This is a genomic window from Oscillospiraceae bacterium (assembly GCA_025757685.1).
GTDB lineage: Bacteria > Bacillota > Clostridia > Oscillospirales > Acutalibacteraceae > CAG-217.
Map to the genome: position 1 here is coordinate 105,212 of CP107220.1, position 14,294 is coordinate 119,505.

Genomic DNA, 14,294 nt, shown 5'->3' on the forward strand with positions numbered 1-14,294 from the left:
TAGAAAAGAGTGTTAAGATGAAGCCTTTTATGGACAAGGACTTTTTGCTGGATACCCCAACGGCCCGGCACCTGTACCACGACTACTGTGAGGCGCTGCCCATTTGTGACTATCACTGCCACTTAAGTCCCAAGGAGATCTATGAGAACGCCCAGCCTACGGACATTTCCGCCCTGTGGCTGTCCGGCGATCATTATAAGTGGCGGGCCATGCGCTCCTGCGGTGTGGACGAGCGGTACTGCACCGGCGACGCCAGCCCCAGAGAGAAGTTCCAAAAATTTGCCTACACTTTGCAATACGCCATCGGCAACCCGCTGTATCACTGGGCGCATATAGAATTGCAGATGTATTTCGGCATTGATACCCCTTTGTCTGCCGCCACGGCAGATGACATTTACGACCGCGCCAATGGGGTTATCGCTGCCGGGGATTTTCGCCCCCGCACACTGATTGAAAAGAGCAAGGTCAAAGTGCTGTGCACCACGGACGACCCGGCGGACGACCTGGCGTATCACAAGAAGATCGCCGCCCTGCCGGACTTTGACTGCAAGGTGCTGCCCACCTTCCGCCCGGATAAGGCACTGAATATTCAGGCACCGGACTTTGCGGACTATATGGACACTTTGGCTGCCGCTGCGGGTATGGAAATTCATACGGTGGACGATGTGATCGCCGCCCTGCGCAGTCGGGCAGAATACTTCCATTCTGTGGGCTGCCGGGTGTCTGATCAGGCCTTTGATGTGCCGCCCTACGCCCCCGCTGCACCGGAACAGGTGCAGGCTGTCTTTGCCAAGGCACTGGCCGGGGTGCCGGTGACGGAGCAGGAGGCGCAGATCTATAAAACCCCGGTGCTGCTGGCACTGGGCAAGCTGTACCATGAGCTGCACTGGACGATGGAAGTGCACATTGGTGCCATGCGCAACAACAACAGCCGAATGTTCCGCGCCCTGGGGCCGGACACCGGTTTTGATTCAGTAGATGACGGTCGGGTGGCACGGCCCCTGTCTCGCCTGCTGGACGCTATGGACAGCACGGACAGCCTGCCCAAGACCATCCTGTTCAACCTGAACGACAAGGACAACACGGTGCTGGCGACCATGCTGGGTAACTTCCAGTCCACGGAGGCTGCGTCTAAAATTCAGTATGGACCGGCTTGGTGGTTCCTGGACACCATGGATGGTATGACCGCCCAGCTAAAGAGTCTGGGTAACCTGGGCGTGCTGGGCAAGTTTGTGGGCATGGAGACGGACTCTCGCTCCTTTACCTCCTACGGTCGCCACGCCTACTTCCGCCGCATTCTTTGCGCCCTGATCGGTCGCTGGGTGGAGCAAGGCTGGTACGCCAATGACGACGCGGTGCTGAAAGAGATCGTACAGGGCATTAGCTACAATAACGCCATTGCCTATTTTGATTTTGCATAAGGAGAGATAAAAATGGATTTGAAATTAAGACCCAAGGAAGAATGTAAGTTCGACGAGATTTCGTTGGGCGAGATCATGCTGCGCCTGGACCCGGGCGAGGGACGGATCAAGACTTCCCGCACCTTCCGTGCCTGGGAGGGCGGCGGCGAGTATAATGTGGCCCGCGGGCTGCGCCGCTGCTTTGGAATGCGCACCGGCGTGGTCACTGCTTTTGCAGAGAATGAGGTGGGTTACCTGTTGGAGGATCTGATCCTCCAGGGCGGGGTAGATACCTCCCTGATCCGCTGGGTGCCCTTTGACGGCATTGGCCGCAGTGTGCGCAACGGACTGAACTTTGTGGAGCGGGGCTACGGTATTCGCGGCGCTGTCAGCACCTCTGACCGGGGCAACACCGCCATTTCTCAGCTGAAGCCCGGCGATGTGGATTGGGATTATATCTTTGGCACCCTGGGTGTGCGCTGGCTGCACACCGGCGGGATTTACGCCGCTTTGTCGGAGAATTCCGCTGCCGTGGTGCTGGAGGCAGTAAAGGCTGCCAAGAAGTACGGCACCGTGGTGTCTTACGACTTGAATTACCGTGCCTCTCTGTGGAAGGGCATCGGCGGCCAGGAAAAGGCCCAGGAAGTGAACAAGGAGATCGCCAAGTATATTGATGTAATGATCGGCAATGAAGAGGACTTTACCGCTTGCCTTGGTTTGGAGGTTGAGGGCAACGACAAGGACTTGAAGAGCCTGAATATGGACGGCTATTACAAGATGATCGAGGCTGCCACCAAGGCGTACCCCAACTTTAAGGTGATCGCCACCACTCTGCGTACTGTAAAGACCGCCACCGTCAATGATTGGAAAGCCATTTGCTGGGCAGACGGCCAGATCTACAAGTCCATGGAGTTCCCGGGATTGGAAATTCTGGATCGCGTTGGCGGCGGCGATAGCTTTGCCTCCGGCTTGATCTACGGTTTGATGACCTTTGGCGACGCCCAGCAGGCGGTGAACTATGGCGTGGTTCACGGCGCATTGGCTATGACCACCCCCGGGGATACCAGCATGGCATCCCTCAAAGAGGTAGAAGCGAAAGTTCATGGTGCAGGCGCCAGAGTGCAGAGATAAGTAAAGATAACCACCGGCGTGCAACGCGCTTTGAGGGATGCACGAGTGTCCAAATCTGCCGTGCAGATTTGGTAGCAAGGCTCCGGGGGAGCCTTGCGCAACTGAGTGGGTGTATTGTCTGACCTTAACAGCAGCGTGACCGTCCGTAGTCCATGGCGCAGGCGCCAGAGTGCAGAGATAAGCAAAGATAACATACCGGCGTGCAACGCGCTTTGCGGGATGCCGCCGAAAGGGTTAGCGTATAAAATTGAAAAAATAAGCCCCGCAGAGGGCTTTGGAGGTATTGTATGTCTAAAGAAGCAGTTTTGAACAAAATTAAAGATGTTGGGATCGTGGCTGTGATCCGTGCGGAGTCTGTGGAGCAGGCTGCCAAGATTACAGACGCTTGCGTGGCCGGTGGCGTGACCACCGTGGAGCTGTGCTTCACCGTGCCCAATGCGGACCAGCTGATTTCCCAGATGGTGAAAAAATACGAGGGTACGGATGTGACCATCGGCGCCGGTACGGTGCTGGACCCGGCCACTGCCCGGATCGCCATTCTCAACGGCGCCCAGTATATTGTGTCGCCCCACTTTGACCCGGAGATCATCGCTGTGTGCAACATTTATGATGTGCCGGCTATGGCAGGTGTGGGCACGGCCACCGAGGCCATTGCCGCTATGCGCTGCGGTGCCAGCGTGCTGAAGGTGTTCCCCGGCGATGTGCTTGGTCCCAAGTTCATTAAGTCCCTGCGCGGCCCGGTGCCCTATGCCCAGTGCATGCCCTCCGGCGGCGTGGATGTGGACAATGTAGGCGATTGGATTAAGGCAGGCGCCATTGCTGTTGGTGCCGGTTCTTCCCTGACCGCCGGTGCCAAGACCGGGGATTATGCCAAGATCACCGAGACCGGCAAGAAGTTTATTGAGAACATCAAAAAAGCCAGAGCGTAAGCGATAACAAACAGAAAATACCCCCGACTGGGTACAGATTTCGTACACAGTCGGGGGCTTTTTTATAACCGATTTGCCTCCCTTGCAAAGGGAGGTGGCAATGCCGTAGGCATTGACGGAGGGATTGCACTGTTATTCGTTCGCCGCAAGGAGGAAACTTTACTTCTTCCGCACCAGGGTCACACAGAAGTCGTTATAATTTTTTACGGCGTATTCTTGCTGTCGGGTTTTATCCAGCTGGGGCACGGTGCCAAAGAAAATGTAGCAGTCGCCGGTTAAGTCGCGATTTTCCTCCACCTGCACATAGCGCCAGCTGCCGTCCTTGGTTACCGGGCGCAGGCGGGGCGCCACATCCGGGTTACCGGCACTCAGCCCGCCACGGGCGCGCAGCTCCGGCTCCAGTGGGGTCATTTGGTTGATTTTGTCGTCCGCATAAAAGCGCAGGAACACGCTCTCTCGCTCTCTAAAGTACGGGTCCTGGCTGTCTACCAGCAGAATTTCGCTGCTGCCGCTGTCTCTGGCGGCGGTCAGCGCCTGTTCAAAGCTTTTGCCGTACAGGGCACTGTTGTGGGTGGCAAAGTTGCCAAAGGCAAAGCCGGTGAGTGCCAGGGACACGACGGCCAGCCCGGCCAGCAGGCGGGGCACCGCCGGGGAGGAAAAGCTCTCCAGCAGCCAGCACACCCCAAAGGCGGCCAAAATATGCAGCAGCGGATAAAAGGCTGCGTAGCGGTACATGGCGTTGGAGGCGTAGCTGACCACAATGGCGTACACCAAAAAGGCGCCTAAAAAGCTGCCGATCACCACACGGGCGGTGGTGGCTTTGGCAAAGTCCGTATCGGTCTTGCGGTGCTTCTTGGGCCACAAAAACAGCAGCAGACCCGCCAGTGCCAGCAGCCCCGCCACTGTGTGGCCAAAGGGATAGTTGCTTACATTGCCGCTGAGGGTGGGATAGCGGGCGCTTTGGAGCAGCATTAAATCCGGCACCAAAATATTATAAAGCACGCCGCCCAGGTTGGAGAATGCTCGCTGAAAGACAGCACCGGCAGACCCGGCAGAGCCAAAGATGGTGGTGCTGTTGCCCCTGGCGTAGCTGTCCATAGCCGTGATGGACAACCCCAGGAAGTTGCAGTCCTTCAGCAGACCCGCCTGCACCAGTCCTAAGAGCAGAAACGGCAGAGCACACACAGCCAATACGGCTACGGACCACAGGGCGTAACGGAATTTCATTTTCTTTTTGATCAGCAGAGATAGATACAGGATTACCAGCAGCATCGGGATCAGAATGGCTGCCGCCATATAGGCGTACAGTCCAAGGGCGAAGCAGGCCATGGATAGGGTGTAAAACAGCAGCCGTGCCTTAGGCTTTTCCACCGCGTGCACCAAAAAGTACAGGGCAAACAGCAGCACAAAGGGCAGGTAGGCGCAGTCCAGGGTCCAGGCGGATTGATACAGCCGCCACGGCTCGATCGCTGTCAGCAGAAGAACGGTATTTTGTACCGTGTACTGCCCGGGAAACAGCAGGCGCACCAGCCCTTTTAGGGCGAACAGACTGGCAAAGGCGGTCAGCGCCAAGGGCAGCCGAGCAATCCAAATTTGGTTGCCAAACAGGCGGATAAACGCCGCTGCCAGGTAGGTGGCCAGGGAAGACTGGCCGCCGTACAGCCAGGTGTCAAAATACACCGGCATACGCTGGCCGAAAATGTCTGTGCCCTCCCGCGCCAAACTGCGGGCGTTGAGTACCAGCATAGCCTCGTCCACATGCACATCGCCGTTGATCAGGTAAAGTATAAAAAAGAGGACCTGCAACACGGCGCCCAGCAGGATCAGCCCATTGGCTGTGCCGGGCGCAGACAGTGCGCGGGTCAACGCCCCCTTGCGGGAGGCAGAAGAAGCGGTTTGCATAAGCGTTCGTTCCTTAGGATTTGGTGTGTTCGTCCAGAGTCAGGTAGTAGGCGGGCATGAATTCTTTCCGGAAGTAGGCCACCTCCGGCAGGTCAATGGCCTCCACCTTGGCCTCCTGGGCACGCAGAGCCATCTCAAACTCCCGGTTGCCCATACGGTCCTCCTCAATGCACTTGATCAGTGCGCTGATTTTGTCCGCCGCCTTCACCAGCTGCCACAGTTCTTTGTCCGCCGGGTCGGGGTGAAAGCAAGGGTCGTAATCCGGTCGGAATTCCTCCGGCAGCATGGCCAGCAGACGATCCCCCGCCGTGGCCTCAATCTCTTTATAGGCACGGCGAATGGTGTCGTTATAATATTTTACCGGGGTAGGCATATCGCCGGTGATCACCTCGGTGGTGTCGTGGTACAGCGCCAGCAGTGCGCACCGCTCCGCGTTGTAGCTGCGGCCGAATTTCTTGTTGCCGATCAGCGCCAGCGCATGGGCAATCACCGCTACGGTGTGAGAGTGCTCGGCAATGTTTTCCTTGCCGGTATTGTTCATCAGTGCCCAACGGTCAATCAGCTTCATGCGCTCCACCATGGCAAAGAAGTTGCTGCTCATGCGTCCGCCTCCGGCAGGGGCATACCCAGCTCCTCCAACTGTACGGCGTCGATCTCTGCCGGGCAGCCGCTCATCAGCTCGCTGGCGTTCTGCACCTTGGGGAATGCGGTCACATCCCGCAGGGAGTCTGCACCGCAGATGAGCATAGCCAGTCGATCCAGCCCAATGCCCATACCGCCGTGGGGCGGTGCGGCGTATTGATAGGCCTCTACCAGGAAGCCGAATTTGGCGTCGATCTCCTCCTTGCTCAGCCCCAGAAGTTCAAACATTTTGTTTTGCAGCTGGCAGTCGGTGATACGCATGGAGCCGGAGGACAGCTCAATGCCGTTGAGAACCAGGTCAAAGGCCTTGGCACGCACCCGAGCCTTGTCCGTATCCAGGTACGGCAGGCACTCCTCCATAGGCATGGTGAAGGGGTGGTGCATGGCGATCCATTCGCCGGTTTCCTCGTCCTGTTCAAAGAAGGGCATTTCCGTGATCCACAGGAAGTTCCATTTGCCCTTGGGAATGATGTCCAGCTCCTTGGCCACCATCAGGCGCAGAGCGCCCAGAATAGGCAGTGCCTTGGAGGTTTTGTCAGAGATGATAAAGACGCAGTCGCCTTTTTCTGCCCCCAGGCGGGTGAGCAGAGCGTCCAGCTGGCCCGCTTTTAAGAATTTGTTAAAGGAGCAGGTGGGGGTCTCGTCTGCCCAGCGCACATAGGCCAGGCCACCGGCGCCGATCCCACGGGCGTGCTCTGTTAATTTGTCAATTTTCTTACGGGTATAGGCAGCGGCGGCGTTCTTTGCTACAATGCAACGCACGGTTCCGCCGGCGGCAATGGCGTTTTGGAACACCACAAAGTCCGTCCCTTTGGCCCAGTCGGTGATGTCCTCAATGCACATATCGAATCGGGTGTCCGGTTTATCGGAGCCGTAGCGAGCCATGGCGTCCGCATAGGTCATGCGAGGCAGGGGAGCGGCAATGTCCACGCCTACGGTCTGTGCCATCAGGGTCTGAATAAAGCCTTCGGCCATCTGCATAATGTCCTCGCAGTCCACAAAGCTCATTTCCAAGTCGATTTGGGTAAACTCCGGCTGCCGGTCGGCGCGCAGGTCCTCATCTCTAAAGCAGCGGGCCAGCTGAATGTAACGGTCCAGCCCGGCGATCATGCACAGCTGTTTGTAGATCTGGGGGCTTTGGGGCAGGGCATAGAACTTGCCCTTGTGTACCCGGGACGGCACCACATAGTCCCGGGCGCCCTCCGGGGTGGATTTGATCAGCATGGGGGTCTCGATCTCTACAAAATCGTGGCCGTAGAAGTATTCCCGGGCAATCTTGGCGATTTTGTGGCGCATGAGCAGGTTCTGGGTGAGCCGCTCGTTGCGCAGGTGCAGGTAGCGGTATTTCAGCGTGGTCTCGTCGCCTACTTTATCTGCGTTGGCGATTTCAAAGGGCGGGGTCTGCGCCTTGGAAAGCACGCGCAGGTCTGTGACCGCCAGCTCAATCTCGCCGGTTTTCAACTCTTTGTTGACGCTCTCTCGCTTTTGCAGGGTGCCGGTGGCAGCCAGCACATACTCGCTGCGTACGCTCTGCGCCTTGGCAAAAATCTCTCGATCGGTGGCGTCGTTAAAGCTCAGCTGCAAAATACCGGTGCGGTCCCGCAGGTCAATAAAGATCAGGTTGCCCAGGTCCCGCTGGCGCTGTGCCCAGCCATAAACGGTCACTTCCTGCCCGATCTGCTCGGTGGTGAAGTTGCCGCAGTAGTCTGTTCGTTTCATTCCCGTTAAAGTATCCATTATTCCGTTTCTCCTGTTTGAAAAAGGCTTGTAAAGTCAAAGGCTTCGCCGTTGATCTCCAGATCCGCCAGCTGCGCCTGCATGCTGACACTGTAAAATCCGTTGACAAAGGTAGAAAGCGCTATTTCCGTTTCCTCTCCGGTGTCCATAGCTTTCAGCTGTACCCGGTCGGTATCCACTTCGTTGTCGCCCAGCACCACGGTGTAGCGGGCGCCCAGCTTGTTGGCATATTTCATTTGGGCACGCAGGGAGCGCTGGTTCAGATCCATCAGCACTGCAAAGCCCTCGCCGCGCATATCCCCGGCCAGCTCCAGCGCCTTGCCGGTGGCCTTGTCGCCCAGGGCGATGATAAACAGGTCTGCTTTTTCCGGCTCCGGGTAAGCGCAGCCCTGTGCCTCCATCAGCAGATGCAGCCGCTCCAGTCCAAGGGCGAAGCCCAGGGACGGGGTCTTTTGGCCGCCCAGTTCGTCAATCAGGCCGTCGTAGCGCCCGCCGCCGCACACGGTGCCCTGGGCACCAATGGAGTCGGACACGAATTCAAATACTGTCTTGGTGTAATAGTCCAGCCCGCGGACAATGCGGGAGTTTACGATGTAGTCGATATTTTGCGCTTTTAAGTAAGACTGTACTTTATCAAAGTGTTCCCGGCACTCGTCGCACAGATAGTCGGTCACTGCCGGAGCGTCCTTGGCGATCTCCTGACATACCGGGCTTTTGCAGTCCAAAATGCGCATGGGGTTGCGCTCCAAGCGGCCCCGGCAGGTGTCGCACAGTTCGTCTTTGCGGGCAGCAAAGTAGCTGCGCAGGGCGTCATAATACTTGGCACGGCAAGTGGGGCAGCCAATGGAGTTGATCTCCAATCGCAGTCCGGTGACCCCCAGCCGGTCAAAGACCACGGAAGCCAAGGCGATTAGTTCAGCGTCTGCCAGGGGGGATTGGGTGCCGAAGCACTCCACACCGAATTGGTGGAACTCCCGCAGGCGACCGGCCTGAGGCTTCTCGTACCGGTAGCAGCTGACCAGATAATAGACCTTTTGGGGCAGAGCCTCGTTGCACAGCCCGTTCTCCAGGAATGCCCGGGCAGCACCGGCAGTGCCCTCCGGGCGCAGGGTAATGGAGCGGCCGCCCTTGTCGTCAAAGGTGTACATCTCTTTTTGCACCACATCGGTGGTGTCACCCACGCCTCGCTGGAACAGCTCCGTGTGCTCAAATACAGGGGTACGGATCTCTTTGTATCCAAAGTCGGCGGCCGTTTCTCGAGCCGTGGCTTCAATATACTGGATTTTGTAGGCGTCCTGGGGCAGCACGTCCTTGGTGCCCTTAATCGCTTTGGTAATCAGTGCCATAGTTCTTTCTCCGTTCGTGTAATACCAGCAAAATCGGGTGAGCTGGCTCACCCGTTGCGTTTTTAGTGATTGTATTTGGGGTTGACGATCTCTCGCCATTCAAAGTCGCCCCGCTCCACGCCGCGGATCAGCGCCTCTGCCGTGGCAATGTTGGTGGCAAAGGGAATGTTGTGCACATCACACAGACGCAGCAGGTCGTTGTCGTTGGGTTCATGGGGTTTGGCGGTCAGCGGATCTCTAAAGAAGATCAGCAGGTCAATCTCGTTGCAGGCAATACGGCTGGCGATCTGCTGGCCGCCGCCCTGGCTGCCGCCTAAAAAGCAGTTGATCTTTAGACCGGTAGCCTCTGCCACCAGTTTGCCGGTGGTGCCGGTGGCACACACCTCGTGGCGGCTGATAATGCCACAGTAGGCAATGCAAAACTGCACCAGCAGTTCTTTTTTGGCGTCATGTGCAATCAGTGCAATATTCATAATGCTCCTCCGTTTCTCTCAGGGTGGTCAGGTGGTTAGGTGCGCCGGGGCGCTGTAGGTTCAGCCGTTTCTATGATAAACGGCGGTTGTTTTTTTGTTTTACGGTTCATCATACCATATTTTGGCGCTTTATTCAACAAAAAATACAGGTCAGTTCAGCAGGGCACCGGTTTTTTGATTGGTTTTTTCGTCCGTATTGTTCTGATACCAGTATTTGATGATGGAAGAGGTGATCTCTGCGGTGGAAGTACCGCTGCCTGCCAGCTCTACCACGGAGGCCACGGAGATCTCCGGATTGTCATAGGGGGCAAAGGTGATCAGAAAGCCGTTGTTCTTCTTCACACCATTGACGAACACCTGCGATGTACCGGTTTTGGCGGCCACTTCGGTGCGCAGCTGGTTGAAGATTAGCGAGGGTGCACCTTGCGTTGCCACCAGGCGCATACCGCTCTTAACGGCAGTAAGGGTGGATTTGTGCAGATCCAGGCTCTCCTCTATCTTGGGCTGAGTCTCGGTGACAGTGCCGCTGCTGTTGTCAATCAGGCTCTGCACCAGGTGCAGCTGGTAGCGGGTGCCGCCGTTGGCCACAGTGGCGCAGTAGTTACTCAACTGTAAGGGGGTAAACAGGTTGTCAGACTGGCCGATACCTGCCTGAATGGTATCACCGCTTTGCCACACGCCGCCGGCAGCTTCACGCTCCTCCGGCCCGGCCAGAGTACCGGCAGACTCGGCGATCTCCACGCCGGTCTTTTGTCCCAGGCCAAAGGCACTGGCGTACTCGTTCATCTTGGTAATGCCCAGGCGCTTGGCACAGTTGTAAAAGAAGATGTTACAGCTGTCGCGCAGGGCGGTCTCCACATTCTCGCCGCCGTGGGCGTTTTTGTTCAGGCACTGGAAGGTCTGGTCATAATAGCGAAACAGACCGCCGCAGTTGAAGATGGTGCTGCGGGTGATGGCGCCCTCCTCCAGGGAGGCCACTGCCATCATGGGCTTAAAGGTAGAGCCGGGGGCGTAGGTACCCAGGGCAAAGCGGCTCCACAAGGGCCGCCGCCGATTGGTGGCCAGCTGCTCATATTTGTCATAGTAATCCGCCAGGTCGAAGGTGGGATAACTGGCGGATGCCAGTACCGCGCCGGTGTTTACATCCTGCACCACCACGGCGCCGGCAGAATTGTAAAGATCCGTTTTGTCGCAGACCTTTTTCAGCTCTTTTTGGGCCAGGGCTTGCAGGTCACGGTCAATGGTCAGCACCACCGTGTTGCCCTGTACCGGGGCTTTGGTGATCTCCTCGGTTACATGGCCGTCCTTGTCTACGGTAATGGTCTTTTCGCCGGGGGTGCCCCGCAGAGCACTCTCCATGGCGCTTTCAATCCCGCTTTCGCCGATCTGGTCGTGAATGCCGTAGCCTTTGCCTTTCAGCTGGGTGTACTCCTCTGCGTTGATCTTGCGTACGGTGCCCAGAATGTGGGGCGCCAGGGTGGAGTCCGTATATTCCCGGTGGGTCACCACCTGTACATCGGCACCCAGGTAACGGTCCTTGTCCTCTTTAATGGCGGCTACCGTCTCGCTGCTCACCTGGTCGGCGATCACTACCGGGGTGCTGATGGAGAATTGCAGCCGGGTCAGCTCGTAGCGCAGGTTGCCGATTTGCAGGGCGGTCTTGGTGTCGTATTGCTCCAGACCGTACTTCTCCACCATAGCGTCATAGCAGTTTTGTGCTGTGGCGTAGGGTTGCAGGTTGAACATATCCGCACTTTTCATAGTGGCAATGTCCGTTTTTTTACCGGAAAAGACGATTTTGCCGCTTTTCAGCTTTAAGGGCAGATTTTGGGTGTATTCCTCACCGTTTTTCTGAAACAGCGCAATGAGATTTTGCAAAATGGCGTTGCGCTTGTCGTTTTCCGTAGCGGCAGGGAAGTAGGCAGCGTCCAGAATAATGGAGTTGGTCTCCCGGTTGGTGACCAGGGCGTTGCCGTTGCGGTCTACGATCTCGCCTCGGGCGGCCTCAATGGCGACCTTGTAGGTCTTGACCGTATTGTTTTGGGCGGCGTAGTATTCGTGATCCCGAACTTGGATTTTATATAGCGTGGCGGAGAAGCCGATGATCATCACTGCCACCAGCAGCAGGGCAATGACCGAACGGGTGCTTTTGTATCGACTTTGCATCGGCTTTTCTCCTTTCGTTTTTTTATAGGATGCCCATTATTGCAGGGCCTTGCGGTTCAGCCGCTGGCGCAGGGGTCGCAGCAGAAACCAAAGAATGGGGGCAGCGACCGCTGTGTACAGGGCACAGGGTAGGTAAAAGGTGAACAGGGTGTTTGTGCCGCCGTCCACGCCCTTAATGAGAATAAAGCACAGCCAGTACAGCAGACCGTACAGGAAGGGCGCCGGCAGAGCAAACAGCATGTGGGTTACAAAGGTGCTGCGAATATAGCGCTCCATCACTGCGGACACGCCAAAGCACAGCAGCATAAAAAACAGGGCGTTGAACCCGGCGGATTTGGCCGCGTGCAGGTCCCACACGCACCCGGCAAACAGTCCCAGCAGTGCGGCGGGCAGCTCCCGCTCGCCCATGACCAGCAACAGGGTCACCGGCAGCAGCAAAAAGCAGCGGGCGCTGCCGATTTGCCAAAACAGGCCGGGGGTATTCTGCAACAGGCCGGCGACGGCGATTATCAAACAGTAGGCCGTGTATTTCACCGTCTTTTGATGTGTTGTCAGTTCCATTACTTGCCTCCCTTAGCGGGGGTAAAGCCGGTGAGCACCAGGCAGTCGGTAATATTGGCAATATCCGTGCCGGGCTTGACAATGGCGTAGGTGCTGATGTTGGTGGTCTCGTCCGCCACCTCCTCCACCGTGCCAATGATCAGGCCCTTGGGCAGTTTAGAGCTGATGCCTGCGCTGGCAATGATGGAGCCGTAGGTAATGTCCGTAGAGGTGCTCAGGTTCTCAAACTTGCAGCAGCCGTCCGCCGCCAGCTTGGCGTCGCCGGTTACATAGCTGACCTCGCCGGAGTTGATGTCGTAGGCAGAGACGGAAAAGTCCGGGTCCAGCACCGTGGTAACGATGCTGTATGTGGGATAGGCTTTCTTCACAATGCCGATCAGATAGCGGCCGTAAAGTACCGCATCGTTCTCCTTGACTCCGTTGACGGCGCCTTTGCTGATGGTAAAGCTGAGATACGGATCTGCGCTGTCCCGGCCTACCACATCGGCAGCCACATACTGAAAACCGCTGTTCTCGTTTTTCAGCTCCAGTGCCTCTTTGTACTCCTCATTTTGGCTCTTGATATTTTTATAATCCGCCAGCTGCTCCTGCATTTCGCCCAGTTGGCGTTGCAGCTCGTCAATTTTCTTTTCGTATTCGGTATTGCCCTTGGCGTTGCCGGAGAGGGTGGCCAGCCCGTCGCTGATCTTCTCCGCAGCCCAGTGGGCGGGGGCAAAGACGGTACCCAGTACGCCGCTTTGGGCGGTCTCGCCGTGGCCGGTGGCTGCCGCAATGAGCATACCCAGCACCAGGAGTGCTGCCAGTATGCCTACGGTCTTCACCGGGCGGCTTTTCCAAAATGCTTTCATTATCTCGCCCTTCTCAGTTTGATGGAGGTGCCGATAGCCACGCAGTCGGTGGGGGCGTCCGGAATGTGAATTTTGATTTTCGTTTCCTGCTCGATCAGGTCCGCCAGCCCCCGCAGGGTGCTGGAGCCGCCGGTCAAGTAAATGCCCCGGTCCATAATGTCCGCTGCCAGTTCCGGCAGGGTCACCTCCAGGGTCTCCTTAATGGCACGGATGATCTCCTGCACCGGCTCGGTCAAGATTTCCCGTACCTGGGCGCTGGTGATCTCCATGGCGCCGGGCAGGCCGTCTGTCAGGTTGCGTCCCCGCACTTCCATAGCGCCCTCGCCGTCATAGGGTGCGGCAGAGCCGATCTTCAGTTTAATCTCCTCCGCCATAGGCTCGCCGATAAGCAGGTTGTGGTGCTTTTTGATATAGTCGATGATGGCCTCGTCCATGGCCTCGCCGCCTACTTTAATGCTCTTGCAGGCTGCAATGCCGCCCAGGCTCAGCACCGCCACATCGGTGGTACCGCCGCCGATGTCTACGATCATGGAGCCGGTAGGCTCATATACCGGCAGACCGGCGCCCAGCGCTGCGGCCATGGGCTCGTCGATCAGCTCCACATCCTGCGCACCGGCGCTGCGTACCGCGTCCTCCACCGCACGGCGCTCTACCTCGGTGACCCCGGAGGGCACGCTGATGACCACCCGGGTCTTGGAAAACATGGAGCGCTTGTCCGAGCGGAAAATAAAGCTGTGCAGCATATCCGCGGTCATATCAAAGTCGGCGATGACGCCGTTTTTCAGCGGTCGCACGGCCACAATGGAGCCGGGGGTGCGGCCGATCATCTGCTTGGCCTGGGTGCCGGTGGCAACCACCCGCTTGGTCTTTACATCTACGGCTACCACGCTGGGCTCCCGCACAATAATGCGGCCCTTGCGGTCGCAGATCATGGTGGTGGCAGTACCCAAGTCGATACCGATATCTCTTGACAAAATCATATGTATTCTCTCACTTTCAAAAACAGGGGGCAGTGCCGCCGCCCGCTGTATAAACTTTCAGCGATAATATTATATATTAAATATAAAGGGAACACAACACCCAAACGCCAAAAAATCGAAAATTCATAACTTGGTCATTTTTCGGGTCGGTGTCGGTGGGTGCTGCCGCATTTTTGGCA

12 protein-coding genes are annotated in these 14,294 nt (G+C 57.1%); 3 read left to right on the forward strand and 9 right to left on the reverse strand.

What is annotated here, in order from left to right:
• Window positions 1-17 precede the first annotated feature (17 nt).
• The 3 genes from uxaC to OGM59_00535 all read left to right on the forward strand — a co-directional run bounded on the left by uxaC (window position 18) and on the right by OGM59_00535 (window position 3,460).
• Complete coding sequence (gene uxaC, locus OGM59_00525) at window positions 18-1,421, forward strand: glucuronate isomerase (GenBank protein UYI90984.1); 1,404 nt, start codon at window positions 18-20, stop codon at window positions 1,419-1,421.
• A gap of 12 nt (window positions 1,422-1,433) precedes the next feature.
• The gene (locus tag OGM59_00530; GenBank protein UYI90985.1) at window positions 1,434-2,531 is read left to right on the forward strand and encodes a sugar kinase; all 1,098 of its coding nucleotides are present in this window, start codon (window positions 1,434-1,436) and stop codon (window positions 2,529-2,531) included.
• 287 nt (window positions 2,532-2,818) lie between these two features.
• A complete protein-coding gene (locus OGM59_00535; protein ID UYI90986.1) occupies window positions 2,819-3,460 on the forward strand; it encodes a bifunctional 2-keto-4-hydroxyglutarate aldolase/2-keto-3-deoxy-6-phosphogluconate aldolase in 642 nt (213 codons plus the stop codon).
• Between the two features lie 159 nt (window positions 3,461-3,619).
• Here OGM59_00535 and OGM59_00540 read toward each other — a convergent pair whose 3' ends face one another.
• The 9 genes from OGM59_00540 to OGM59_00580 all read right to left on the reverse strand — a co-directional run bounded on the left by OGM59_00540 (window position 3,620) and on the right by OGM59_00580 (window position 14,115).
• The gene (locus tag OGM59_00540; protein ID UYI90987.1) at window positions 3,620-5,362 is read right to left on the reverse strand and encodes a glycosyltransferase family 39 protein; all 1,743 of its coding nucleotides are present in this window, start codon (window positions 5,360-5,362) and stop codon (window positions 3,620-3,622) included.
• 13 nt (window positions 5,363-5,375) lie between these two features.
• Window positions 5,376-5,963 (reverse strand): 5'-deoxynucleotidase, encoded by a 588-nt coding sequence (gene yfbR, locus OGM59_00545; GenBank protein UYI90988.1) that lies wholly within the window; start codon window positions 5,961-5,963, stop codon window positions 5,376-5,378.
• The gene (aspS, locus tag OGM59_00550; GenBank protein ID UYI90989.1) at window positions 5,960-7,741 is read right to left on the reverse strand and encodes an aspartate--tRNA ligase; all 1,782 of its coding nucleotides are present in this window, start codon (window positions 7,739-7,741) and stop codon (window positions 5,960-5,962) included. Before aspS ends, yfbR begins: the two co-directional genes overlap by 4 nt.
• Entirely contained in the window at window positions 7,741-9,081 is a 1,341-nt protein-coding gene (gene hisS / locus OGM59_00555) for a histidine--tRNA ligase (protein UYI91736.1), read from the reverse strand. Before hisS ends, aspS begins: the two co-directional genes overlap by 1 nt.
• Window positions 9,082-9,149: 68 nt before the next feature.
• A complete protein-coding gene (gene mgsA / locus OGM59_00560) occupies window positions 9,150-9,560 on the reverse strand; it encodes a methylglyoxal synthase (GenBank protein ID UYI90990.1) in 411 nt (136 codons plus the stop codon).
• A gap of 150 nt (window positions 9,561-9,710) precedes the next feature.
• Window positions 9,711-11,726: a penicillin-binding transpeptidase domain-containing protein gene (locus OGM59_00565; GenBank protein UYI90991.1), complete on the reverse strand. Its 2,016-nt coding sequence runs from the start codon at window positions 11,724-11,726 to the stop codon at window positions 9,711-9,713.
• Between the two features lie 36 nt (window positions 11,727-11,762).
• A complete protein-coding gene (gene mreD, locus OGM59_00570; protein ID UYI90992.1) occupies window positions 11,763-12,287 on the reverse strand; it encodes a rod shape-determining protein MreD in 525 nt (174 codons plus the stop codon).
• Window positions 12,287-13,135, reverse strand: coding sequence for a rod shape-determining protein MreC (locus tag OGM59_00575; GenBank protein ID UYI90993.1), 849 nt, complete (start codon window positions 13,133-13,135; stop codon window positions 12,287-12,289). The genes mreD and OGM59_00575 overlap by 1 nt, the downstream gene beginning before the upstream one ends.
• Window positions 13,135-14,115, reverse strand: coding sequence for a rod shape-determining protein (locus OGM59_00580; protein ID UYI90994.1), 981 nt, complete (start codon window positions 14,113-14,115; stop codon window positions 13,135-13,137). Before OGM59_00580 ends, OGM59_00575 begins: the two co-directional genes overlap by 1 nt.
• Window positions 14,116-14,294: the final 179 nt, after the last annotated feature.